Below are 25,233 nucleotides of genomic sequence, written 5' to 3'. Positions count from 1 at the left end.
CGTCGATTCTTCCACGACCTCCGCGCGGGCCGACGGGCCGCACGGAAACGCTCGCACCCGGCTCAGTCGGAGTGCCGACCCCGTGTGGGAAAATCGCAGAATGTCGTCCAGAACGCGTCCACCGCTCCGCACTCGTGCCGCGCTCGCCGCAGCAGCCTCGGCCCGGTGGGCGTCCCGCGCGACGGGCCGCGGGAAGGGCGCGATGATCGGCGGGCTGATCGCCGAGAAGATCGATCCCCGCATCATGGGGCGTCTCACCCGCGGCAAATCCGTCGCGCTCATCACCGGCACCAACGGGAAGTCGACGACCACGCGGATGACGGCGGCGGCCCTGGCCCCGCTCGGTGAGGTCGCCACCCAGGCCGACGGCGCCAACATGGACGCCGGGATCATCGCGACGCTGAGCCTGCACCGCGACGCCCCGGTCGCCGCACTCGAAGTGGACGAACTGCACGTCGCGCACGTCGCAGACACCACCGTGCCGCGGGTGATCACCCTGCTCAACCTGTCGCGCGACCAACTCGACCGCGTCGGGGAGATCACCGCGATCGAGCAGAGCCTGCGCGGCGGAATCGCCCGACACCCCGATGCGATCGTCGTCGCCAACTGCGACGACGTGCTCGTGACGTCCGCGGCGTTCGACGCACCCCACACGGTGTGGGTGGCCGCCAGCGCCGGCTGGGTCGGCGACTCCATCAGCTGCCCGCGCACCGGGGAGCCGATCATCCGTCGCGGTGACGACTGGTTCTCCACCGGAGACGACGCCTTCCGGCGCCCCGCACCGTCCTGGTGGTTCGACGACACCCACCTGTACGGGCCCGACGGATTCGCCGCGCCGATGACGCTGGCGGTGCCGGGCCGCGCCAACCGCGGCAACGCGGCGCAAGCCGTCGCCACCGCCGTCGCGATGGGCGCCGACCCCCACGACGCCGTCCGCGCCGTCGGTACCGTCGGGGAGATCGCCGGCCGCTACGGCACCGTCGAACTGGCCGGCCACCGCATCCGCACCCTGCTGGCGAAGAACCCCGCCGGATGGCAGGAGGCGCTGTCGATGATCGACCCCGAGGCCGACAGCCTGGTGATCGCCGTCAACGGTCAGGTCGCCGACGGCGAAGACCTCTCCTGGTTGTGGGACGTCCGCTTCGAAGCATTCGACCAGGTCAAGGTGATCGCGTCCGGCGAACGCGCCGCCGACCTGTCGGTCCGGCTGCTGTACGCCGACGCCCCGCACACCGTGATCGACGATCCGATGGAGGCCGTCGCGTCCTGCCCGCCCGGCAGTGTGGAAGTGTTGGCGAACTACACCGCGTTCCGCGACCTCGGCGTCGCTCTGGAACGCGCCGGCGCCCGACCGTCGGTCGGGGCCCGCGAGGAGGAGAGCCGATGAGCGAGTCGACCCTGCGGATCGGGCTCGTGCTGCCCGACGTGATGGGCACCTACGGCGACGGCGGGAACGCGCTGATCCTGCGCCAGCGCGCCCGCCTGCGCGGCATCGCCGCCGAGATCGTCGAGATCACGCTCGACGACGAGGTTCCCGATTCGCTCGACGTCTACACCCTCGGCGGCGCCGAGGACTACGCGCAGCGGCTCGCGACCCGCCACCTGCAGCGGTACCCGGGACTGCAGCGTGCGGCCGACGCCGGGCGCCCCGTCCTCGCGATCTGCGCCGCCGTCCAGATCCTGGGGCACTGGTACGAGACCGCCGCCGGCGAACGCGTCCCCGGCATCAGCATGCTCGACGTGACCACGTCGCCGCGCGCCGAGCGGGCGATCGGCGAACTCGTCACCGATCCGGTGATCGACGGTCTGTCCGCTCCCCTGTCCGGGTTCGAGAATCACCGTGGCGCGACCTCTCTCGGTGCCGCGGCCGCTCCGCTCGCGCGCGTCCGGTCGGGCGTCGGCAACGGCGTCGACGGTGTGGAGGGCGCCGTTCAGGGCGGCGTCATCAGCACCTACATGCACGGTCCGGTGCTGGCCCGCAACCCGGAGCTCGCCGACCACCTGCTGGCGACGGCCGTCGGTGCCGGCCTCTCCCCGCTCGACCTTCCGCAGGTGGAACGTCTGCGCACCGAACGGCTCGCCGCCGGCCGCTGACGGCGACTGACGGCCACTGACGGCGCCGGACGCCGGTCAGCGGCGTCCGGACCCGAGCAGCGGCGTCGAGATCGGTCCCTGCGGCGCCTTCGTCGTCGCGGTGCGTCCGGTCCGCAGATACCGGGCGACCGCCGCGTCGACCGTCGCATTGCCGCGACCCAGCTGACCGTGGTCGCCGCTGCCGACGGTGATGAGGTGCGCGCCCATCGACCGTCGCGTCGCCATCGACCATCGGTACGGAGTCTGCGGGTCGCCGACGCTCTGGATCTGCAGCGGCCGCACCCGCAGGCGGTCACCGGAGATCGGCACCCGCGCGCCGACGGGCGCGGCGCCCGAACATCCCAGACCGGAGGCGAACAGCAGGCCGGGCGCCTCGAAGATGTCGCCGGTCAGGTAGTTCTGGATGTACGCCGCGGGCGTCAGGAGCGGATCGTGGGGAGCCCAGTCCTCGTTGCAGATCATCACCGACTGCATGTTCTGGCCGGTCTCCGCCAGGTTCACCACGGCCTTCGACGGCTTCGGCTGCCGCAGCTTCCCGGTCATCATCTGTGCGACGTACGGCCACGCGTTGCGGTTCGGGGCCGCCGCCCGCGTGTTCACCAACAGTGACGACGACGCCTGCACCCTGCCCGTCACGAGCGTCGCGATGACGTTCTCGATGCGGGCACGGGCGTCTGCCGTGAGGTCGGCGCCGGCGATGTACTGCTCGGCGACCGCCCGGAGACCGGGCGGGACGTCCCCGACCCGCGCGGGCGGTGCGAGCAGCGACGGCGGCACCCCGGCCTCCTGCGACACCTTCCGGCTCCACACCCGGTACACGGCCAGCGGTGTGCGCCCGAGATGGTAGACGTCGTCGTTGCGGGCGATCCACGCCATCATCGCGTGGGTGCGCGCCTTATAGCCCGCCGTCTGATCCTGCAGGAGCTCGCCCCAGGCGCGCGCCGGATCCATCGCCGAATCGAGGATGAGCCGGTCGGTGTGCTGCGGGAACAGGGTGGCGTAGGTCGACATCAGCCACGTCCCGTACGAGAGTCCGTACAGGCTGACGCGCTCCTGCCCGAGGGCCTGGCGGACACGGTCCATGTCGCGCGCCGTGTTCTCGGTGGTGATGGTGCGCGTGTATCCGGGCGTGTTCTGCTCGCACCGCTGCCGGTTCACGGCACCGAGCCGGGTGAGCATGTCCGGACTGAACGAGACGGGGTCGCAGCGCACCGGTGTCGACCCCACCAGTCCGCGCGGCTGGACCGCCACCTGATCCCAGTGGTCGCGGACCTCCGAGGGCATCGGCACGGCCGTGAACATTCCGATGCCGTCGCCGCCGGGCCCGCCGGGGTTGCCCATGAGCACGCCGCGGCGTCCGCCCGGGTCGCGTGCCGGGAGCCGGGACACCGTCAGCGAGATGGTCGGTCCCTTCGGATCCGCATAGTCGCGGGGCACCCGGATCGTCGCGCACCGCGACTGCGGCGACGCCTGGTGCACCGGATCGCAGGCACCCCACCGCAGCGCCTCCGGTGCGGCCGACGCCGCTCCCGGTGACACGACTCCCGCGGCGACCGTTCCCCCGGTCACGACGCACGCGACGCACGCGATCACGGCCGCCGTCCGACGCATCCCCATACCGACTCCCCCTGCTCTCATCGGCCGGTGCGCCGACCGCGATGTCCTCCGAATGACGGACTCATCGTATCGCCGCGCCGTCTCGCCCCGGCGGCCCCCGGGCAACCGCTCCGACGTCAGCCGATGACCGTGCAGCGGTCGCGGGTGCCGTCCACCGCGAACCATCCCCGTTCGAAGGCCTGCCAGCGCATCAGGTTCCCGCGGTCGGCCTCGCCGTCGCGGGCCACCGCGCGACGCAGCCGCTCGGTGGCCGACGGACCGTCGATCCACAGTGCCGCGGCCAGCCGGTGCGCCGAACGGCGGCGCGCCGACGTGACGCCCTCGATGACGAGCAGCGGCTGCCACCGGATCCACACCCGGGGCCCGACCGTCGGCGTCCCGTCCACCCACACCCGCGGACGGTAGGTGTAGTCGTGATGCCGCTCGTAGGCGCGGAGAATGTCGCGTTCGAGCTCCGGCCACCACGCGGCGGGATCGTCCCACGTCGCGAAGTCGTCGGTGCTGATCAGCACCGACCGGCGGCCGCGGTCGCCCAGAGCCCGGACGAGTTCCGCCGCGAACGTGCTCTTGCCGGCGCCGGACGGACCGTCGACGGCGACGACGCCCTCGGTGAGACCGAGACGGGCCGCGATGCCGTCGGCGATGAAACTCCAGTCGTCCTCGGAGGCGACGGACCCCGTCACGGCGGACGTCACACCAGGATGCGGCGCCCCGACAGCGCCCGCCCCAGCGTCAGCTCGTCGGCGAACTCCAGATCGCCGCCCATCGGCAGCCCCGACGCCAGTCTGGTCACCGACAGGCCGGGGAAGTCCTTGAGCATCCGCAGCAGATAGGTCGCGGTCGCCTCCCCCTCCGTGTTGGGGTCGGTCGCGACGATGATCTCCGCGACATCCTTCCCGTCGGGCTGATCGGCGAGCCTGCGCAGCAGCTCACGGATGCGGAGCTGGTCGGGACCGATGCCCGCGAGCGGATCGAGCGCACCGCCGAGCACGTGGTAACGACCGTCGAACTCCTTCGTCCGTTCGATCGCATAGATGTCCTTGGGTTCCTCGACCACGCAGATCTTGGTCGCGTCACGACGGGCGTCACCGCAGATCCGGCACAGGGACTCAGCGGCGACGTTGCCGCACTCGGAGCAGAACGTGACATCGTCGCGGACCCGCACCAGTGCGGCCGTGAGCCGGTCGATCTCCACGTCCTCGCCCGCCAACAGATGAAAAGCGATCCGCTGGGCGCCCTTCGGGCCCAGCCCGGGAAGCTTCGCGAGCTGGTCGATGAGATCTTGAATCGGGCCTTCGTACACGGGTTCAGGATAGTCGTTCGACGCCGTCGAGGAGCCGGGTGACGTGCTCGGCGAGTTCGTCCACGCTGGCGCCGTCGCCGGGCCGGACGACGAACGAGACGAGCGGATCGTCGAACAGGCGCGCCGCCCGCGGCGTGAGCGCGAACTCGAACCTGTCACCGATGCGACGCCACTGGTCGACTCCGCCGAACACCGGCGCGCTCGCCCCCGTGGTGATGCAGTACTCGCCCGCCCGGGCCCCGCCCGGCAGGTCGCGCTGCAACTGGAAGCAGGCGTCGGACTCCTCGTCGAGGAACACGACGGCCTCGCACCCCAGGTCGGGGTGCCGCTCATACGAGCCGATGATGGCCATGCTCAGGAGGGTACCCACCCGGTCCGACGGCTGCGGAACTCACGATGCTCGCCCGACAGCGGGTCGGTGAACGCCAACAGTTCCGCCGTGAGACACAGCGGTCGGGAGAAGTCACCGGCGTCCGGCGCCCCGGCGAGCTCGGGATCGACCGTCGGATACAGCGGGTCGCCGACGATGGGGACGCCGAGGCCCGCCATGTGCAGACGCAGCTGGTGCGTCCGTCCCGTCTGCGGGATCAACCGATAGTCGCCCGTCCCGTCGCCGCGGTCGGCGATCAGAGCGATGTCGCTGATCGCGTTCACCTCACCGGGCACCACCCGCGCCCGCAGCTCGCCTGCCGTCTTCACGATGCGGTTCTCCACCCGCACCCCGGCGGTCAACCGCTCGTCGTGCGCCGCCACCGCCCGATACTCCTTGTGCACCCGACGTGCGGCGAACAACTCCTGGTAGGGAGCGCGGACCTCCCGCCTGCGAGTGAACAGCAGGACACCGGAGGTGAGGCGATCGAGCCGGTGAGCGGGCGCGACGCCGTCGGACCCCAGTTCTCGGCGCAGACGCACCAGCGCCGTCTGCACCACATGCGCACCCCGCGGCATCGTCGCCAGGAAAGGCGGCTTGTCGACCACCACGATGTCGTCGTCGATGTGCAGGATCGGCATCTCGAACGGCACGTCCGGTTCCGTCGGCGGATCTCGATGCAGGTACACCGGAATCGGTCGCACCACGGTCGCGTCGAGATCGACCGGCGTCCCGTCGGCCCCGACGATCTCCCCCTCCGCGGCGCGCACCCGCAGCTGGCCCTCGGTGATCCCCGCCAAGGCGGGAGCCGCCATCAGCGCGTCGAGGACGCGACCCGGCAGACGCACGACCACCCGGGTGGCGTCGACGCCGTCCCGGGCGGTCAGTGGTTTGACGCGACGGCGTCCTCGCCGACTCAGGTCGGTCCGATCAGCTCTCGAGACGCGACTTGAGGTTGCCGAGCAGTTCGCCCTGGATCCGCTTGAGGCCCATCGGCGCGAAGGTCTTCTCGAAGAACCCGCCGATGCCGCCGGCGCCCTTCCAGGTGGTGGTCGTCTCGACCTGCGATCCCGATCCGGCCGAGGTCACGGTGTAGGTGGTGACCATCGTCGAGTTCCGGTCGGTCTCGGTGACGGTGCCGCCCGAGACGGTGACGTCGGCCAGGACGTCGCGCGAACGCTTCTCGGTGGCCTGCAGGATCCAGTGGACCACGGTGCCGTCGCCGGTGCCGCCGGCGTCGACGCGGTAGTCGCGGTAGTTGGCCGGAAGGATCGCCGGACGCACGGTGGCGTAGTCGGCGACAGCCGCGGCAACGGCCTCCGGAGCGGCGTTGATCTGAACGGCGGTGGTGGCGGTGACCTGTCCCACGATTGATTGGCTCCTTCTGATGTTCATTGCCCGAACGGCTCCCTACACCGTAGGCGAGAACCGGACTACGGTTGGCATCGAGCAGACGGGAGGGGCGTCGGCCGAGCCGACGCTGCGAATCGGACTACGGTGGAAATCGTGCCGGAGAACACCGTGCGAACGAACACCGTGCGAACGAGAACCAGGGGGATGCGAGCAGTGAACGGAGCCGTCCGATGACATCCACGGTGTACGGGCCCGAGGCGTTCGAGCGGGGGCGACAGCGGCTGCTCGACAGCTACCGCGCGATCCCCGACGGCGCCACCGTCCGGTTGGCGAAGAAGACGTCCAACCTGTTCCGGAAGCGTGCCGCGCTCTCCCATCCCGGTCTCGACGTGTCCGGTCTCGACCGGGTGGTGTCGGTGGACCCGGAGACGCGGACCGCGCAGGTCGCCGGAATGTGCACCTACGAGGACCTCGTCGACGCGACCCTCCCGTACGGGCTGGCCCCGACCGTGGTCCCCCAGCTCAAGACCATCACGCTCGGCGGCGCCGTCACCGGACTCGGCATCGAGAGCACCTCGTTCCGCAACGGCCTGCCGCACGAAGCGGTCCTGGAGATGGAGATCCTCACCGGCGCAGGGGAACTCGTCATCGCGACGCCCGACAACGAGCATCGCGACCTGTTCTTCGGGTTCCCCAACTCCTACGGCACCCTCGGGTACTCCGTGCGACTCACGATCCGTCTCGAGCCGGTGCAGCCGTACGTGGAACTGCGGCACGTCCGCGTCCACAGCACCCGCGAACAGCAATCCCTCATGGAGCGCATCGCCACCGACCGCGAATATCTCGGCGAACGCGTCGACTACCTCGACGGCGTCGTCTTCACCGCCGACGAGCTCTACCTCGTCCTCGGTCGCCAGACCGACGAGCCGGGCCCGGTCAGCGACTACACCGACATGAACATCTACTACCGGTCCATCCAGCACGACGACGCCCGACCCAAGCGCGACCGGTTGACGATCCGCGACTACCTGTGGCGGTGGGACACCGACTGGTTCTGGTGCTCCCGCGCGTTCGGCGCCCAGAACCCGCGCATCCGGCGCCTCTGGCCCGCCCGCTACCTGCGCAGCAGCTTCTACTGGAAGCTGATCGGCTACGACCAGCGATGGAACATCGGCGACAAGCTCAACGCACGCAAGGGGCTCCCGCCGTCCGAACGCGTCGTCCAGGACATCGAGGTCCCGATCGATCGGACCGCCGACTTCGTCGACTGGTTCCTGGAGCACATACCGATCGAACCGATCTGGCTGTGCCCTCTGAAGCTGGCGGAACCCTCCCCGGGGTCCACCGACGCGGCCCAACCCTGGCCGCTGTACCCGCTGCAGCGCGGGACGTTCTACGTCAACGCCGGGTTCTGGTCGGGGGTGCCCGTCACCCCCGGACGTCCCGGCTTCACCAACCGGATGATCGAGCACAAGGTCAGCGAGCTCGGCGGCCACAAGTCGCTGTACTCCGAATCGTTCTATCCGCGAGACGAGTTCGACGCCCTGTACGGCGCCGAGGCGTACGCGGAGTTGAAGAAGACCTACGACCCCCGCGGCCGGCTGCTCGGTCTGTATGAGAAGGCGGTCACACGAGCATGAAGTTGGCAGAGATCTTCGAGACCCTTGTCGGTCCGGACCTGAGCGTCCGGATCACAGCGTACGACGGCAGCGCCGCCGGACCCGAGGACGCCGAGTACGGGCTGCACCTCAAGACGCCCCGCGGCACCACCTATCTGGTGACCGCACCGGGCGATCTCGGTCTGGCGCGCGCCTACGTCTCCGGCGATCTGGAACTGATCGGCGCCCACCCCGGCGACCCCTACGGGGCGCTGCAGGCGCTGGCCGCCGACTTGAAGTTCACCAAACCGAGTCCGCTGGAGATGGCGCAGGTCGCCAGGGCCCTCGGCGTGGAGCACTTCAAGCCGATCCCGCCGCCCCCGCAGGAGGCGTTGCCGCGCTGGCGACGGTTCGCCGAGGGGCTGCGCCACAGTCGGACCCGCGACGCCGACGCCATCCACTACCACTACGACGTCTCGAACCGCTTCTACGAGCTGGTTCTCGGTGAGTCGATGACGTACACCTGCGCCATCTACCCCCGCCCCGACGCGACGCTCGACGAGGCGCAGGCCAACAAGTACCGGCTGATCTTCGACAAGCTGGCGCTCAAGCCCGGAGACCGTCTCCTCGACATCGGCTGCGGTTGGGGCGGCATGGTGCGGTACGCCGCGCAACGCGGGGTGCACGCGCTCGGCGTCACCCTGTCACGCGAGCAGGCGCAGTGGGCGCAGCAGGCGATCGCCGACCAGGGGCTCGGCGACTTCGCCGAGGTGCGATTCAGCGATTACCGCGACGTCACCGAATCGGAGTTCGACGCGATCTCGTCGATCGGTCTCACCGAGCACATCGGTGTGGCCAACTACCCCAAGTACTTCGGGTTCATGCGCGACAAGCTGCGCCCCGGCGGCCTGATCCTCAACCATTCGATCACCCGTTCCGAGAACAAGACCCGGAGCAAGGCCGGACCGTTCATCGACCGATACGTGTTCCCCGACGGGGAGCTCACCGGATCGGGCACCGTGATCGCGCGCATGCAGGACGTGCCGCGCATCGAGGTGATGCACGAGGAGAACTTCCGCCTCCACTACGCGATGACCCTGCGTGACTGGAACCGGAACCTGGTGGAGAACTGGGATGAGGCCGTCGCCGAGGTCGGCGAGGGCACCGCACGCCTGTGGGGCCTCTACATGGCGGGGTGCCGGATCGGCTTCGAGCGCAACATCATCCAGCTGCACCACGTGCTGGCGACCAAACTGCAGCTCGACGCCACCTCCGATCTGCCGCTGCGCCCCTGGTGGCAGCCGTAGGCTGATCCGCGGGGCTATTCGACCGGGCGGGCGCCGAGCTCTGATTTGAGGAGTTCGAGCGCCACCTGGTCGGGGTCGAGCCGGTCGTCCGGGTCGCCGTCCTGCGCCTCGGCGATCATCTCGTCGCGCTCGGCCTGGGTGAGGTCCTCGTCGGCGGTCGGCGGCTCCGGTTCCGCGGGCTCCTCGGGCTCGGGCGGTGCATCCGACGGCGACTGCTGCGACTCCGGCTCCCGCGGGCGGCTCGGTCGCGTGAACGTCTGTCGACGCGGTTGGGCGTCGTCGTGCTGCGGCCGTCCCTGCGGGGCCGGTGCGGCACTCGGGTCGGCGTGCACCACACCGACACCGATGCCGGGTCCGAACACCTCGGTGATCGCCGTCGTCAGTGCGCGCAGACCGCGTTCGTCCGAGAGCCTGCCGACCAGCGCGGTGTGCGGGTGACCGAGGATCACCGTGTCGCCGTCGACACGCTGCACCGACGCCGCGGACAGCATGGCCTCCAGGACCGTGCTCTGGGCGCGGACCGCCGCGCGGATTTCGGGCCAGCGGGCAGACACCGCCTCGACCGTCAAGCCGGACGACGCGGCCGGTTCCGCCTCGGATTCGGGTGCCGGGGTGTCGGGGGTCGGGGTGTCGGGGGTCGGGGTGTCGGGCGGCACCGAATCGTCCGGGTGATACGGATCCATCGGCGGCTCGGGCGGTGGGGGGACGTCGTCGACCACCGCCCGTTCCGGCGCCGGCTCGCGCGTCGATGCCGCCGGAGCGGCCGCGGGTGGCGATGTGGGCGCCTGCGGTGCCCGCGGGTCGGGTTCGGAGGCCACGGGCGGATACATCTCCCGCGACGACGCGTCAGGCTCCGGGCGCTCGGGTGCAGCAGGTTCGGGCGCAGCAGGTTCGGGCGCCGCAGCGGGTTCCGGTCCCGTCGCGACGGGTTCGGGTGCAGGCGCAGGCGGCTCGGGAACAGGCACCGGAGCCTGCTCATCCGCTGCATCTGCGCGTGCCTCCTCTGCGCGTGCCTCCTCTGCGGCGCGGCGCTGCGACGGCCGCACGAATCGCGGTTCGGGCTCGTCCGACGGTGGCGCCGCAGAAACGGGCCGAGAGGCCCCGCTCGCCGCCGCGTCCGTCACCGGCCCGGCCCCGCCGGGTCTGCGCTCCAGCGTCTCGACTCGCTGCAGGAGCGCGGCGTCATCCGATGCCGCCGACGGCAACAGCAGCCGCGCGCACATCACCTCCAGGAGCAGCCGCGGCGACGTGGTGCCACGCATCTCACCGAGAGCGGCATGCGCCACCTCGGCGTACCGCGTCAACGTCGCCGGCCCCAAGGCCTCCACCGCACGTCGCATACTCGCCAACTGGTCGTCGGGAGCCTCGACCAATCCTCGCTCGGCGGCGTCGGGCACCGCACGCAGCAGGATGAGATCCCGGAAACGATCGAGCAGGTCGATCGCGAACCGGCGCGGATCGTGCCCGGCGTCGACCACGCTCTCCACCACACCGAACAGGGCCGCACCGTCGGACGCCGACAGGGCGTCCACAGCCGCGTCGATCAGCGCCGAGTCGGTGACGCCCAGCAACGCCAGCGCGCGGTCGTACGTGACGCCGCCGTCACCCGCCCCGGCGAGAAGCTGGTCGAGAATGCTCAGACTGTCCCGCGGGGAACCCCCACCGGCCCGAATGACCAGCGGATACACCTCGGACGCCACGGTGACGCCCTCCTTGCCGCAGATCTCCTCGAGCAGCCCGCGCATCACCGGCGGCGCCAGCAGACGGAACGGATAGTGATGCGTCCGCGACTTGATGGTCGTGAGCACCTTCTCCGGTTCGGTCGTCGCGAAGATGAAGATCAAGTGCTCGGGCGGTTCCTCGACGATCTTCAGCAGCGCATTGAACCCCGCCGACGAGACCATGTGCGCCTCGTCGATGATGAACACGCGATACCGGGATTCGGCCGGCGCGTAGAACGCCCGATCCCGCAGGTCTCGAGTGTCGTCGACACCGCCGTGACTGGCCGCGTCGAGTTCGACGACGTCGAGATTCCCCGGTCCGCCCGGACCGAGGGACACACAGGAGGCGCATTCGCCGCACGGGGACGACGTCGGGCCCTGCGCACAGTTCAGCGAACGCGCCAGAATGCGGGCCGACGACGTCTTGCCGCAGCCCCGCGGACCCGAGAAGAGGTAGGCGTGATTGATGCGGCCGGTATCCAGTGCACGACTCAGGGGCGCGGTGACGTGCTCCTGGCCGACGACTTCGGCGAACGTTGCCGGGCGGTAGGTGCGATAGAGGGCCACGCAGGCAAGAGTACCGGCGCCGTCAGACAACCGGGGAGGGGCTCGGCACCGCCGACCGAGGTCGCAGGGCCGCCGCGATCGTCGCCACGGCAGTGACGACGAGGATCACGACGAAGGGCTGCGACGTGAACCAGTCGAACCCGTCTGGATGCTTGAAGAACAGCCCGGTGAAATACGCCTCCCGGACACTCCGGTTGGCGAACCACATGGCGAACCCGAAATGAGTGCGCCACGCGAGCGCGGCGAGCACGCCGCCGACCCCGACCACCGCCACGACCGCCCGCCACACCCCGGTGAGCCGCTCGAACACCAGATGGATCACGATCACCAGCAACGGCACGAGCCACACCCAGTGGTGCGACCACGCGACGGGCGAGACCGCACACGACGCCATCCCGACGATCGAGAGCGCCAACAACTCCCACCCGCGACGGTGAGCGAGGACCGCCGCCGCCCCCGCCAGCACCACCATCGCCGCCGACAGGACGATCCACAGCAGCGCACTCGGATGATCCGTGTTCGCCACGTTCGCGATGGCGCCGCGAATCGACTGGTTGCCGTTCGTCTGCGGCGACGAGACCCGATCGGAGTCGAACATCGTGCGGAACCAGAAGTCGACCGACGCCGACGGCATGAGCACGAACCCCACGGCCACCGAGGCCGCGAACCCGCCGACGACGCCGAGCGCGGCCCGCCACTGCCTGGTGGCCGCGAGATAGACCGCATAGATCATCGGGGTCAACTTGATCCCGCCGGCCACCCCCGTCGCGACACCCCGCAGCCGCCCACCGGGCCGCAGCAGATCGGCGATCACGACCAGCATGAGGAAGACGTTGATCTGACCGAACCAGATCGTCGACCGCACCGGTTCGAGAACCGCGGCGATGGACACCAGCGACACCGCGACCACCCGCAGCCGCCACGTGACCTCGTGGCCGAGACTGCGGAAACTCAACACGATCACCAGGTACAGGGCCGCGAAGATCGCGATCGTCCAGATCAGATGAGCCGACCCCGCCGACATCCACGCGAACGGAGCGAAGCCGATCACCGAGACCGGCGCGTACGTGAAGTCCATCTGACCGAGCAGCTTCGCGTCATAGAGGTCGCCGCCGTCGAGCGCCACCTGGGCGCCCGCTCGATACACGTCGAGATCGAGATAGTTCTGAAACAGCCCCCAATACGGCTCGGTGTACGGGATCAGCGCGTGCTGCACCCAAATCGCCAGCAATCCGACGAAAAGGAAACCGACGACAACAGGTGTCGACCGATCGAGCTTCACGGCATCCCCGCCTCACTCAGCGTCGAGGAGCACCTCGGTCGCAGCCAGCAGAGCACAGGTGGCGACACCGTCCATCGCGGTCGCCAGTTCGTCGATCGACGGGAACGTGGGAGCCAGACGGATGTTCTCGTCCCGCGGATCGTTCTTGTACGGGTACGTGGAGCCGGCCGCGGTGAGCGCGATCCCGGCGTCCTTCGCCAGCTGGATGGTTCGCGACGCACTGCCGTCGAGCACGTCCAGGCTGATGAAGTACCCGCCCTCCGGCCGGGTCCACGAGGCGATCTTGCTGTCGCCGAGCCGGTCCTCGAGGATGTCGAGCACCGTGGCGAACTTGGGGGCGATGAGGTCGCGGTGCCGCGCCATGAGCTCACGCACCCCGTCGGCGTCACGCAGGAACATCAGGTGCCGGAGCTGATTGAGCTTGTCCGGTCCGATCGTGGCCACCGAGATGTTCTCGACGTACCAGTCGAGATTGGCCTTCGACGACGCGAGGAATGCGACACCGGCACCCGCGAAGGTGATCTTGCTGGTGGACGCGAACACGTACACCCGATCGGGGTTCCCGGCCTCCGCGGCGAAGTCGAGGATCGGCAGCGGGTCCGGCGCACGATCGACCAGCGTGTGAACCGCGTACGCGTTGTCCCAGTAGATGCGGAAGTCGGGTGCCGCAGGCATCGCGACCAGCCGGCGGGCCACCTGCTCGCTGACCGTGTACCCGGTCGGGTTGGAGTACGTCGGCACGAGCCACATGCCCTTGATGCTCGGGTCGGCGGCGACGAGTTCGGCGCACGCGTCCACATCGGGGCCGTCGGGCCGCATCGGGACGGTGATCATCTCGATGCCGTACTGTTCGGCGATCGCGAAGTGCCGGTCGTATCCGGGTGCCGGGCACAGGAACTTGATCGGCGACGTCGACCACGGCCGGTCGGAGCCGACCGTTCCGCGGAGCAGCGAGAACACGGTGATGTCATGCATCGCCTGCAGGCTGGCGTTGCCGAGCGCGATGGTGCGGTCGGTCCCGGTGCCGAGCAGTTCGCCGAAGATCTCGCGGAGTCCGAGCAGACCGGTCACGCCGCCGTAGTTGCGGCAGTCGACGCCGTCGGGGCTCACGTGGGTGTCGCCGGGCAGCGACAGCATCTCCGCGGACAGGTCGAGCTGGTCGGGTGCGGGCTTACCGCGGGTCAGGTCGAGCGAGAGACCGGCGGCACGCAGCGCCTCGTAGCGCGTGTGCAGGTCTGCCTGGGTGGTGCGGAGTTGGTCGACACTCATCGAGTGAAAATTCAACGTGGACCTCTCCCACAGGCGCTCCGTCGCAGCGGCTGCGGATATACGCAACAGAAATTATAGGGGACCCCGCGCACCCGAGAGAGCCCGTTGACCCTTGCTGCCTTCCGGCCCTGGGGGAGTTCACAGGATGCACGCCGCGCGGGATCCGTAGAACAGTGTAGCGGGTCGCTCCGCGGGCGGCGTTTTGGGATCCACCACGGCCACCCGCTACGATCGTTGCCTGGAGGATTCGCCTAGTGGCCTATGGCGCTCGCCTGGAACGCGGGTTGGGTTAACGCCCTCAGGGGTTCGAATCCCCTATCCTCCGCCGAAGACGAGTCGGACCCCTTCCGCCCGAGAGCAGGGCGCGGGGGTCCGACTCGTCTCTGCACCTTCCCGCGTCACCCGTGCACTTCCGCGGCCGTTCGATCGGCCGCGGGTGTGCGCGTCTGACGCGGCAGCACTGGGGCACCGAGGCGACGGTCGGCGATATCGGAGACGGGCGGTGCCGCCTGTGCCATCCTGAACTAGAACACGTTCTCGCTCAGGATGGAGGCCCCGTGCAGGGACGATCGGTGATGGTGACCGGCGGCGGCAGCGGCATCGGCGCAGGCGTCGCCGCGGAGTTGGCGGCGGCCGGCGCGACGGTGACGATCGTGGGGCGCAACGCCGAACGACTCGACCGCGTCGCGGACACGCTGGGCGACGGTGTGCGCGCCCACAGCGCCGACGTGACCGACGAGGATCAGATCGCCGATGCCGTCGCCGCGGCCGTCGACCACGGCGGACGGCTCGACGGGGTGGTCGCCTGCGCCGGCGGCAACGAGACCATCGGCCCGATCGCCCAGCTCGACACCGCCGCCTGGCGCCGGACCGTCGAACTCAACCTCACCGGCACCATGCTCACGATCAAGCACGCCGCACCCCGGCTGGTCGACGCGGGCGGCGGCTCATTCGTCGGCATCTCGTCCATCGCCGCGAGCAACACCCACCGCTGGTTCGGCGCCTACGGCCCCAGCAAGCTCGGCATGGAGATGCTGCTCAAGGGGGCGGCCGACGAGCTGGGCGCCAGCAGAGTGCGTGTCAACGGCATCCGCCCCGGCCTGACCCGGACCGACCTCGTGGAGCTCATCACCGCCGGCGGCCCCCTCCTCGAGGACTACCGGGAGTCCACGCCGCTCCCCCGCGTCGGCGAGGTCGAGGACATCGCAGCCCTCGCCGCCTTCCTGCTGTCGGATGCGTCCTCCTGGATCACCGGCCAGATCATCAACGTCGACGGCGGGCAGAGCCTGCGTCGCGGCCCCGACTTCACCTCGATGCTCGAACCCGCCTTCGGTGCCGACGGGCTCCGCGGCGTCGTCCCGGAGTGACCTCCCCGCCTCGCCCATTCGCGCGTCAGTCGCGCACACCCGCGGCCGTTCGACCGGCCGCGGACGCGCACGAGTGACGCGGCGGGTCGGAACCGACGCCGGGCGTCGGCCCCGCGACGACGCGTGGCGGCACCGCCGACCCCGCTGCAGCACACGCTCCGGCCGAGGCGCTGCGCGCCCCCAAGGCCGCCGGCATCGCCGGATACCTGCTGCTCCTCGCGGCGGTCGCCCTCATCGGCGTCACTCTCGCCGCAGCCGCGCGCGGTGACGCCCTGGTCGTCTGGATCGCGTCGGCGGCCGTCTGCGCCGCAGCCGGGCTCGCGTGCGTCGTCGTCAGCCGCCTGATGTTGACCAGGCGTGCGGGCCATGACCGTCCACAGCACGATCCGCTGATCCCGGCGGTCACCGAGGAGGAGGCCGTCGACTACGAGGCGACCCACCCGCGTCCGGGCGATACACGATGATCGGTCGACGCCGAGTCCAGCCGCCGACGCCCAGTCAGCCGCCGTCGCGGAGGTCCACCGCCTCCTCGCGCAGCGGTGGCTGCTCGGCAGGAGGGTCCTCGTCCGGTGACCGTTCGGGGGCGGGGACGTCGGACCGGTAGCTCAGCGCCCGGTTCGCGAACGCCAGCGCGGGCACCGCGAGGAGGCCGCCGATGATGCCGGCGAGCAGGATGCCCGCGGTGATCGCCAGGATCACCGCCACCGGGTGCAGCCGCACCGAACGGCCCAGCAGGAAGGGCTGCAACACGTGGCTCTCCACCTGCATCACCACGACCAGGACGACCAGCACCAGCACGGCGGTCAGCCACCCGTGCGAGGCGAGTGCGACGAACACGGCCAGCGATCCGGCGGCCACCGACCCGACGATCGGGATGAACGCGCCCAGGAAGATGATCGCCATGAGCGGCATCACCATCGGGACGCCGAGGATCGCCAGCCCGATACCGACTCCGACCGCGTCGATCAGCGCGACGAGAACGGTCGCGCGAACATACGACTGCAGGGTCCGGAAGCCGTATTCGCCGGCCCCGCGCACATGTCCGCGGTGTGCCGTCGGCACGATCCGCGTGACGTACTCCCAGATGCGGTGGCCGTCGTACAGGAAGAAGATCAGCAGGAAGATCGTCAACAGCGCGGCGGTCAGCAGTTTGGTGACGGTGGACGCGGTGTCGAGTGCGCTGGTGGCGATCGCGTCCTGATGCGTCTGCAGCCAGCTGATCGCACTGTCGCTGGTCTCGCGCAGGGTGTCGGAGTCGAGTTTGAACGGTCCGGTCTCGAGCCATTCGCGCACACCGGCGATCGCCTCGGCGATGTCGCCGGCCATGTTCGGGATTCCGACGATCAATTGGCGGACGACGAACGTCAGGGCTGCGCCGACCGCGGCGAAGGTCACCAGCACCGAGGCGAGGACGCCCACCGACCGCGGCACTCGGCGTCGCTCGAGCCAGCCGACGACGGGTGCCAGGAACGCCGACATCAGGATCGCCACCGCGACCGGGACGAGGGCGGCCTCGAACCGGAAGAACACCCGTCCCAGCACATACACCCCGACGGCGAGGATGAGCAGCCGCCAGGTCCACGCCGCAGCGATCCGCACGGCTGGATGCACGTGGGCCGCAGCCGTTTCCTCCGGGGACGGTCCGGAACCCGCCGGCGTCGAGGTCACCTCTCGCAGCCTACGCGGCCGGGTCCCCGGGGAACGGTCAGAACCGGATCGCGACGGGCGACGCCTTGCCGATCGAGAGGGCGGCCAGCGACGTCGGGGTGATGCCCCGACGGAAGGTCGCCGACACTCCGCGGATGTTCTCGCCGCGTGCCAGCTTCGCGACCTGCCCCCGGGTGAGGGTGAGGTCGGCGATGTCGACGCGCCGCATGGCGTCGTCGCCGTTCATGTCGGTGGTCGATGTCCGCATGCTGAGCACGGCGCGCGTCCCGGCGACCCGGATCACCGGGTCGGCGAGTGCGATCTCGAGGAGGTGGAACTTGGTCGACGCGACGACCGTGCCGCGGTAGCGGAGTTCGCCGCGACCGTCGCGGACGGTGTTCTCGACCAGTTCGAACGACATGCGGCCGGCGTCGTCGACGGCGGCGCCACCGTTCCCACCGAGGGCGCCCGAGGTGGACTTGACGACGGTGCGGGCGAAGTTGGGCGAGTACGCCCACACGAGGTTCTTGGGCGCCGGCTTCGGCGTGTTGGGGCCGGGCTCCGGCGAGTAGCGGAGCGGAACCATGGTCTCCTGGGCGGCGTTGACGGCGTCGGCTGCACCGAAGGTGTAGATGCCCCATCGGCCGTCGGCCGGCTTCTTGGCTGGCGTCGCCAGCGTGATGCGCGCGGTGAACGAGCCGCTGCGGCTCAGCGGCACCCACTGCTGGCGGACGGTGCGCCGCATGTCGAACGGGACGTTCGGCACCTTGTTGAGGGCGGCGCGCGAGAGCGCCCACTTGGTCTGGGCGCGCACGGTGGTGCGGGCCGACTCGGGGGCGCCCGTCGACGGCTTCCACTTCGGGGCGAACGCGCCGAAGGTGATGAACGTGCCGTGTGGAACGCCGGGCGGCACCGGGACGGGCAGGCCGGAGGTGTTCGCGTTCGGATCGAAGCCGGTTCCCTTGACGACGACCTGGTCGCCGGGGTGCAGGACGGTCGATCCGGCGGGGGTGACGCCGTCGGCGAGGTACACCGAGATCGAGGCGGATGCGGGCTTCGCCTGAGCGGGCGCGGCACCGATCGCAGTCAACGTGAACGCGGTGAGGCCTGCGACCATCACCACCAGTAGGCGAAGCAACTTATTCATGAGTGCAGCCTAACCTAGGCTCCGATGGGCGCTGTCAGTCGATCCTGTTTCCGTCCTCATCCCAGTGTTCGGCGACCATCTTGCTCGGCGGCACGCGCGGCGGCTCACCCGGCATCTTGGGGTAGTTCGGCGGATACACCAGGTCGCCCAGACCGGCGGCTTCGTCGCGCTCCACCATCTCCAGCAGCGGCTCGATGCCCGCGGCGGCCTCGTGCATCGCATCCCACGGATCACCGCGCCGGGCGACGAGGTCCGGAACGGTCGCCATCGTGAGATCGTCCGGGTCGACGTCGACGAGCTCGTCCCACGTCACCGGTGTCGACACTCGGGCACGCGCCGTCGCACGCACCGAATACGGTGCCGCCATGGTGCGGTCGCGCGCGTTCTGGTTGTAGTCGATGAACACGCGGTCGCCGCGCTCCTCCTTCCACCACGACGTCGTGACCTCGTCGGGCGCACGACGCTCCAGTTCGCGACCGACGGCGATCACCGCGCGGCGGGTCGCGATGAAGTCCCACTCGGCTCGGATCGGCGCGTAGACGTGGACTCCTCGGCTGCCGGAGGTCTTGACGAATGCGGCCAGCCCCAGCTCGTCGAGCAGCGGACGCACCAGGTCGACCGCGATGCGCCGCACGTCGTCGAAGGTCTTGTCCGGCGGCGGATCCAGATCGATGCGCAGCTGATCGGGATGATCGCCGTCCGGGTGAAGCGTCGGCCACGTGTGGAAGGTGACGGTGCCGAGATTGGCGGCCCACACCACGTCCGCGGGCACGCGCGGGCACAGCGCCCGGCCCGAGCGGCGGGACGGGAACACGATGCGTGTCGATTGCACATGCTCGGGATGTCTCTTCGGCAGATGCTTCTGATAGATCTGGTCGCCGTCCACACCGTCCGGATAGCGCTGCAGGAACGTCGGCCGCCCGGCGAGCGCCGCCAGCAGCGGACCGGTGGGCTGCGAGCCGGGGGAGGCCATCGTCCGGTAGTACGCGACGAGATCGGCCTTCCGACCGCCGTCGGCGCCCAGTTCCGGGAAGTAGATCTTGTCCGGATTGCTCATTCGCACCTCGACGCCGTCGACGTCGAGCATCGTCGCCTCAGCCATCAGCGTCTCCCGTCGACCCCATGAGCACGTCGAACACGTCGCAGGTCAGGGGCACCTCCAGCTGGTCGAACCCGCAGTCGTCGGGGTCGCGGTCGGGCCGCCACCGCAGAAATTTCACGGTGTGGCGGAACCGGCCGCTCTCCATCTGGTCGTAGGCGAACTCGGCGACGAGTTCGGGCCGGACCGGGATCCATTCGGCGCTCGCCGCCGACCGCCACCGGTTGACCTCCCCCTGTGCGACGGCGCCGCCCTCCGGGCGCAGGGCTTCGAGCCGTTCCTGCAGTTCGGTGCGCGCAGCGTCCGAGAACGCGCTCGACCCGCCGACCATCCGCAGTTCGCCGTCGGCGGAGTGCAGGCCCAACAGCATCGAGCCGAGGCCGCTGCCCGACTTGTGGATGCGGTAGCCCATGATCACGCAGTCGGCGGTCCGCTTGTGCTTGACCTTGACCATCTCGCGCCGTCCGGGCGCGTAGCGGCCGTCGAGGCGCTTGGCGACCACGCCGTCGAGGCCCGCGCCCTCGAAGTCGGTGAACCAGGCGCGCGCGGTCGCATCGTCGCGGGTGACTCGGCTGACGCGGATCCTGGGATCCGACGCTGCGCCCGTCGCGTCGAGGAGGGCCTGCCGCCGCACCGCGAACGGTTCGCCGGTGAGGTCGGCGGACCCGAGCGCCAGGGCGTCGAAGCCGATGAACATCGCCGGGGTCTGCACCGACAGGAGCTCGATGCGGGACGCGGCCGGATGGATTCGCGCCGACAGCGCGTCCCAGTCGAGTCGCGCGACCCCGCCGAGGGGTGCGGCCACGGCGACCTCGCCGTCGAGGACGACGCGGTGCGGCAATGCGGCGAGCGCGGCGTCCACGACCTCGGGGAAGTACCGCGCCAGATCCTTTCCACTGCGCGACGACATCACCACGTCGTCGCCGTCGCGGAAGATCAGCGCTCGGAACCCGTCCCACTTCGGCTCGTACGACCATGCGGTCTCGCCGGGCGGCTGGTCGGGGACGGCCGGTACCGCCTTCGCCAGCATGGGGCGTACGGGCGGGTTCACCGGAAGGTCCACGGACTCATCGTCCCCGACCCGGACCGGGGTGGCAATGAGTCAAGGCCGCATCCGCGGCGGTCGTCAGGCGGTGTCGGCGCGACCCCCCGAGTCGTCGCCGGCGGCCGATGCGAGGGTCCGCCGCACGAAGTCGGCGGCGACCGCGATCGCTCCGCGCCCCTGCGTCGATCCCGGCACCGCTGCGGGGAATGCGTGGATCTGCCCCGAGTGCACGTGGATCTCGTTGACGATTCCCGCGCGGTCGAGGGCGTCGTGCAGGTCGAGGGCGTCGACCACGAGGGCCTCCCGCTCGGCGACGACGATCACCGCCGGCGGGAAGGCCGCGGCGACGGCGTCGCCGGTGGTGTCCAGGGGGCCGGTGATCTGGTGCGGGCCGCGCTCGTAGAACGGTCGGAGCTTCTCGAGTCGACCGATCGGCAGCATCGCATCGTGACGACTCGACCGCTGCGCACCCGGATCGAGGTTGAGCAGCGGCGAGAAGCCGACGTAGGCGTCCGGACCGGGCACCCCGTCTCGTGCGCACTGGTCGACGATCTTGGCGGCGAGGTATCCGCCCGCCGAGTCGCCCGCGACGACGATCGAGTCGAAGTCGCCGGAGGCGCGCAGTTCCCGGTACACCGAGTACGCGTCGTGCACGGAGGTCCCGACGCCCGCCTCGGGACACTGTCGGTAGTCGACGTTGACGACCGGGGCCCGCAGGTTGCGGGCGACGGCCGCCGCCACCGGGCGGTGGGTGTTGAGCCCGCACGCGATGAAGGCGCCACCGTGCAGGTAGACGACGCCCACGCGGGGATCGTCGAGGGCGTGCGGGGTGATCCGCTCCACGGGCACGCCCGCGATCTCGGCGCTCGCGACGTCGACGCCGCCGATCGGGCGGCGGCCGCGACCGGCCCACGTGTCGAGGTCCGCCAGCCGCCGCAGCAGCCCCTCGGTCACGGGTACGGTCCGCAGCAGGGTCTTGACGATCAGCCTGCACATCCAGAACAACACGAAGGAGCGGCGGTCGCGCTCGTCATGGGTGATCACCGACATGCGGCCATCGTCCTCCATCACACTCGTCGACTCCCGCTCGGCCCGGCTCCGGAGGATCGCGGAGGGCTCGATCACGGCGTTGAGCGACCGTGCGGGGCGTCGGCGGCCTAGACTTCAGGACTCATGGCCGTTCCTCCCCGCTCCGTGTCGGAGCACTCCCGCAGGCACTTCCTCGGTCTGACGGCCGGTGCGGTGGGCGCCACCGCGGCCTCGACTCTCCTGCCTGCGTCGCTGCTGTCTGCGGTGGCCCGGGGACGGCCGGCGGGCAGTCTCCGCGATGTGGAGCACGTGGTGGTCCTCATGCAGGAGAACCGTTCGTTCGACCATTATTTCGGCACCCTGCGGGGTGTCCGCGGCTTCGCCGACAACTCGGCCAAACCCGGCGTGTTCCGGCAGAGCGGGGTGCACCCGTTCCTCGCCCGGGACGCCGCCAACCGGGGTTCGCTGTCGGTGGAGTATCTGGCATCGCTGAAACACGAGTGGGCCGACGGTCAGCAGGCGCTCCGGCACGGCCACTGCGACGGGTGGGTTCCGGCGAAGGGCAAGGCCACGATGGCGTGTTACGACCGCCGCGACATCCCGTTCCATCACGCCCTCGCCGAGACCTTCACCGTGTGCGACGGCTACTTCTCGTCGTCACCGACGGGCACCGGGACCAATCGGAACTACCTGTTCTCGGGGACGAGCGGCGACGAGCCGTGGGGTGCGCGGTCGGTGGGCAATGAGATGTATGCGCCGGTCCATCCCGGTTTCGGGTGGGAGACCTACGCCGAGAGTCTGGAGCGCGCGGGCGTCGACTGGCGGGTCTACCAGGAGTGGGACAACTTCACCGACAACAATCTCGACTTCTTCGCCTCGTTCCGCGGCATCGGCCGCGATGCCGTGCTGCGCGCCGGCCAGGTGGGGGTCGACCTCACCGGGTTCTACACCCTGCTGCTCGAGACGGGTGGCCGCACTGCGAACGGCGAGTTCACCGCCTCGGACGATCAGCGGGCTCGCGTCGATGCGGTGCACCGTGCGGCCCGCGGTCTGGGACGTCGGGCGGCCGATCGGTACGACCGCGCCCTGTATCGCAGCGAGCCCGGCACGCTCGTGTCACGGTTCCGCGCCGATGTGGAGCGCGGGCGGCTGCCCGCCGTCTCCTGGATCGTGGCGCCCGAAGCCGATTGCGAGCATCCGCGCAGTTCTTCGCCGGCGCGGTCGGCGGCGCTGATCCACGGGCTGCTCGATGCGTTGGCGTCGTCTCCGGAGGTGTGGGCGAAGACCGCGGTGCTGATCACCTACGACGAATTCGACGGCTACTACGACCACGTCGTCCCGCCCCTGCCGCCGACCGGCGAACCCGACGAGTGGTGGCGGGGCGACCCCATGGGACTGGGCTTCCGCGTCCCGATGACCATCGTCTCCCCGTGGACCGTCGGCGGCCGCGTCAGCTCCGAGACCTTCGACCACACCTCGGTGATCCGCCTGCTGGAGAAGACCACCGGCGTCCGCTGCCCCAACATCTCCCGCTGGCGCCGACGCATCTGCGGCGACCTGGTCTCGACCTTCGACTTCACCCGATCCGACGGGATCCGCGTCCCGGAGCACCCCGCGGTTCCGCCGGCCGGGCGGACCCGTTGGGAGGCGGCGCCGGGCGGCGGGTTCCCGGTCCAGGAGACCGGTTCGGCCGTCGCACTGCCGACGCCGTACCGACTCTCGGCGACCATCGCCGACGGGGTGCTGAACCTGACGAACGACGGTACCCGCGCCGCCGTCTTCGCCGTCTTCGCCGACGGCTCCGTCTCGCACCACACCGTCACCGGGACACGACGGATCCGTCTGCACCGCACCACCACCCGCGTGATCGTGACCGGACCCGACCGCTTCCTGCGCGATCTCACCATCACCGCGGGAGGGTCGTCGGCGCATGTCGGGATCGACCACGCCGCGGGCCGCGTCACCCTCGACGGCCGCGATGTCACCGAATCCCACGTCCACGACGGGTGGTACGAGGTCACCGTGCCGCATCCGACCGGACGGCAATACTTCACCGGTCGCATCGAGACCGGACGACCCACCCGGACGAGCCCGCTGCGTCGCTGAGGCGAGTGCGTCCCGGGCCGAATCGGAGCAGCCGCCTCACCCGCGGCCGTCGCCCGCCCGTCGCCGGCGGGAAACGTGGCCGCCACCCCGTCGACACCCTCGCGGCCTAGCGTCCGGCCTCGTGGCTATCGCTCCGAAGAACATCTCGTCCTTCTCCCGCAGGCACTTCCTCGGCCTCACGGCCGGCGCCGTCGGCACCGCCGGCGCCGCGACGCTGCTGCCGCCCTCGCTGCTCTCGGCCGTGGCCGACGGTCGGCCGGCGGGCAGTCTCCGCGATGTGGAGCACGTGGTGGTCCTCATGCAGGAGAACCGTTCGTTCGACCACTATTTCGGCACCCTGCGGGGTGTCCGCGGCTTCGCCGACAACTCGGCCAAACCCGGCGTGTTCCGGCAGGGCGGTGTTCATCCGTTCCGGGTACGAGACGCCGCCAACCGGGGTTCGCTGTCGGTGGAGTACATCGCCTCGCTCCCGCACGGCTGGGCCGACGGGCAGCAGGCGCTTCGGCACGGCCACTGCGACGGGTGGATTCCGGCGAAGGGCGAGGCCACGATGGCGTGTTACGACCGCCGCGACATCCCGTTCCAGTTCGCCCTCGCCGAGACCTTCACCGTCTGCGACGGATACTTCTCATCGTGCCCCACGTCGACGAGCCCGAACCGGAACTATCTGTTCTCCGGGATCAGCGGGTACGAGCCGTGGGGGCCGCGCGCCGTCGGCAACGAGGCGTACGACTCGGCCCATCCCGGGTACACGTGGCGCACGTACGCAGAGTCGCTGCAGTCGGCGGGCGTCGACTGGCGCGTGTACCAGGAGTGGGACAACTACACCGACAACAACCTCGACTTCTTCGCCACGTTCCGCACGATCGGTCGCGCCGCGGTCACCGCGGCCGGTCAACCGGGCGGTGATCTGACCGGCTTCTACGAGCACCTGCTGTCGGGGGCGGAGCCCGGCGACGACGGGGTCCACCGGGTGAGCGACTCCGCCCGCCGGCGGGCCCGGCGGGTCCACCGGGCGGCCGCGGCCATGCCGAGGCCGGCTCGCGAGCTGTACGAGCGCGGCCTCTACCGCAGCGAGCCCGGCACCCTGGTGGACCGTTTCGCGGCGGACGTGCGCAGCGGGTCGCTTCCCGCGGTGTCGTGGATCGTGACCTCGGCGGCGGATTCCGAGCATCCGTCGGCGTCCTCCCCGATCCAGTCGTCGTCGATCACGTACCGGCTGCTCGATGCGTTGGCGTCGTCTCCGGAGGTGTGGGCGAAGACCGCGGTGCTGATCACCTACGACGAATTCGACGGCTACTACGACCACGTC

21 protein-coding genes, 1 tRNA gene and 1 other RNA gene are annotated in these 25,233 nt (G+C 70.3%); 8 read left to right on the top strand and 15 right to left on the bottom strand.

The window, feature by feature from the left end; genetic code table 11:
* Positions 1–100: 100 nt before the first annotated feature.
* Positions 101–1,387, top strand: a complete 1,287-nt coding sequence (locus G528_RS0115450; RefSeq protein ID WP_035720332.1) for a MurT ligase domain-containing protein — start codon at positions 101–103, stop codon at positions 1,385–1,387.
* Positions 1,384–2,094: a type 1 glutamine amidotransferase gene (locus G528_RS0115445; protein WP_026919741.1), complete on the top strand. Its 711-nt coding sequence runs from the start codon at positions 1,384–1,386 to the stop codon at positions 2,092–2,094. Before G528_RS0115450 ends, G528_RS0115445 begins: the two co-directional genes overlap by 4 nt.
* Positions 2,095–2,130: 36 nt before the next feature.
* Here G528_RS0115445 and G528_RS0115440 read toward each other — a convergent pair whose 3' ends face one another.
* The 6 genes from G528_RS0115440 to G528_RS0115415 all read right to left on the bottom strand — a co-directional run bounded on the left by G528_RS0115440 (position 2,131) and on the right by G528_RS0115415 (position 6,752).
* Entirely contained in the window at positions 2,131–3,705 is a 1,575-nt protein-coding gene (locus G528_RS0115440; RefSeq protein WP_026919740.1) for an alpha/beta fold hydrolase, read from the bottom strand.
* Positions 3,706–3,827: 122 nt separating this feature from the next.
* Entirely contained in the window at positions 3,828–4,394 is a 567-nt protein-coding gene (locus tag G528_RS0115435; RefSeq protein WP_026919739.1) for a uridine kinase family protein, read from the bottom strand.
* Positions 4,395–4,402: 8 nt separating this feature from the next.
* Positions 4,403–5,014, bottom strand: a complete 612-nt coding sequence (recR, locus tag G528_RS0115430; RefSeq protein WP_026919738.1) for a recombination mediator RecR — start codon at positions 5,012–5,014, stop codon at positions 4,403–4,405.
* A 4-nt stretch (positions 5,015–5,018) separates the two neighbouring features.
* Positions 5,019–5,366: a hypothetical protein gene (locus G528_RS0115425; RefSeq protein ID WP_026919737.1), complete on the bottom strand. Its 348-nt coding sequence runs from the start codon at positions 5,364–5,366 to the stop codon at positions 5,019–5,021.
* A 2-nt stretch (positions 5,367–5,368) separates the two neighbouring features.
* The gene (locus tag G528_RS0115420) at positions 5,369–6,238 is read right to left on the bottom strand and encodes a pseudouridine synthase (RefSeq protein ID WP_026919736.1); all 870 of its coding nucleotides are present in this window, start codon (positions 6,236–6,238) and stop codon (positions 5,369–5,371) included.
* Positions 6,239–6,314: 76 nt separating this feature from the next.
* Positions 6,315–6,752, bottom strand: a complete 438-nt coding sequence (locus G528_RS0115415) for an SRPBCC family protein (RefSeq protein ID WP_026919735.1) — start codon at positions 6,750–6,752, stop codon at positions 6,315–6,317.
* Between the two features lie 215 nt (positions 6,753–6,967).
* Here G528_RS0115415 and G528_RS0115410 point away from each other — a divergent pair, with 215 nt between their 5' ends.
* Positions 6,968–8,377, top strand: coding sequence for an FAD-binding oxidoreductase (locus G528_RS0115410; protein ID WP_026919734.1), 1,410 nt, complete (start codon positions 6,968–6,970; stop codon positions 8,375–8,377).
* Positions 8,374–9,642, top strand: a complete 1,269-nt coding sequence (locus G528_RS0115405) for a class I SAM-dependent methyltransferase (protein WP_026919733.1) — start codon at positions 8,374–8,376, stop codon at positions 9,640–9,642. The genes G528_RS0115410 and G528_RS0115405 overlap by 4 nt, the downstream gene beginning before the upstream one ends.
* Positions 9,643–9,656: 14 nt before the next feature.
* On the opposite strand, the gene G528_RS0115400 is transcribed toward G528_RS0115405, so the two are convergent.
* From G528_RS0115400 to ffs, 4 genes are all read right to left on the bottom strand, one after another.
* A complete protein-coding gene (locus G528_RS0115400; protein WP_026919732.1) occupies positions 9,657–11,930 on the bottom strand; it encodes a DNA polymerase III subunit gamma and tau in 2,274 nt (757 codons plus the stop codon).
* A 22-nt stretch (positions 11,931–11,952) separates the two neighbouring features.
* Positions 11,953–13,212, bottom strand: coding sequence for a glycosyltransferase 87 family protein (locus tag G528_RS0115395; RefSeq protein ID WP_026919731.1), 1,260 nt, complete (start codon positions 13,210–13,212; stop codon positions 11,953–11,955).
* Between the two features lie 12 nt (positions 13,213–13,224).
* Positions 13,225–14,496, bottom strand: a complete 1,272-nt coding sequence (locus tag G528_RS0115390; protein ID WP_026919730.1) for an aspartate aminotransferase type Ic — start codon at positions 14,494–14,496, stop codon at positions 13,225–13,227.
* A gap of 58 nt (positions 14,497–14,554) precedes the next feature.
* Positions 14,555–14,649: signal recognition particle sRNA small type (gene ffs, locus G528_RS18310), an RNA gene on the bottom strand.
* 72 nt (positions 14,650–14,721) lie between these two features.
* On the opposite strand from ffs, the gene G528_RS0115385 reads away from it, so the two are divergent.
* Positions 14,722–14,806, top strand: a tRNA-Ser gene (locus G528_RS0115385).
* Between the two features lie 232 nt (positions 14,807–15,038).
* Entirely contained in the window at positions 15,039–15,848 is an 810-nt protein-coding gene (locus tag G528_RS0115380) for an SDR family oxidoreductase (protein ID WP_026919729.1), read from the top strand.
* Positions 15,849–16,346: 498 nt separating this feature from the next.
* Here G528_RS0115380 and G528_RS17870 read toward each other — a convergent pair whose 3' ends face one another.
* The 5 genes from G528_RS17870 to G528_RS0115350 form a co-directional block, all read right to left on the bottom strand.
* Positions 16,347–17,516, bottom strand: a complete 1,170-nt coding sequence (locus G528_RS17870) for an AI-2E family transporter (RefSeq protein ID WP_084638269.1) — start codon at positions 17,514–17,516, stop codon at positions 16,347–16,349.
* A 37-nt stretch (positions 17,517–17,553) separates the two neighbouring features.
* Complete coding sequence (locus tag G528_RS0115365; RefSeq protein WP_026919728.1) at positions 17,554–18,642, bottom strand: HtaA domain-containing protein; 1,089 nt, start codon at positions 18,640–18,642, stop codon at positions 17,554–17,556.
* Between the two features lie 34 nt (positions 18,643–18,676).
* Entirely contained in the window at positions 18,677–19,744 is a 1,068-nt protein-coding gene (locus G528_RS0115360) for a DNA polymerase domain-containing protein (RefSeq protein ID WP_026919727.1), read from the bottom strand.
* Positions 19,737–20,804, bottom strand: coding sequence for an ATP-dependent DNA ligase (locus G528_RS0115355; RefSeq protein WP_026919726.1), 1,068 nt, complete (start codon positions 20,802–20,804; stop codon positions 19,737–19,739). Before G528_RS0115355 ends, G528_RS0115360 begins: the two co-directional genes overlap by 8 nt.
* 63 nt (positions 20,805–20,867) lie before the next feature.
* Positions 20,868–21,911 carry an alpha/beta hydrolase gene (locus tag G528_RS0115350; protein WP_245569804.1) on the bottom strand — a complete coding sequence of 348 codons (1,044 nt, stop codon included), beginning with the start codon at positions 21,909–21,911 and terminating at the stop codon, positions 20,868–20,870.
* Between the two features lie 48 nt (positions 21,912–21,959).
* Between G528_RS0115350 and G528_RS0115345 the strand changes: the two genes are divergently transcribed.
* Together G528_RS0115345 and G528_RS17865 are read left to right on the top strand one after the other, a co-directional pair.
* The gene (locus tag G528_RS0115345; RefSeq protein ID WP_026919724.1) at positions 21,960–23,921 is read left to right on the top strand and encodes an alkaline phosphatase family protein; all 1,962 of its coding nucleotides are present in this window, start codon (positions 21,960–21,962) and stop codon (positions 23,919–23,921) included.
* A 121-nt stretch (positions 23,922–24,042) separates the two neighbouring features.
* A partial coding sequence (locus tag G528_RS17865) for an alkaline phosphatase family protein (RefSeq protein WP_281170367.1) occupies positions 24,043–25,233 on the top strand: 1,191 nt, incomplete at its 3' end.

The organism is Gordonia shandongensis DSM 45094 (assembly GCF_000423025.1).
Taxonomy (GTDB): domain Bacteria; phylum Actinomycetota; class Actinomycetes; order Mycobacteriales; family Mycobacteriaceae; genus Gordonia; species Gordonia shandongensis.
This window is presented reverse-complemented; position numbering and strand designations above follow the sequence as displayed.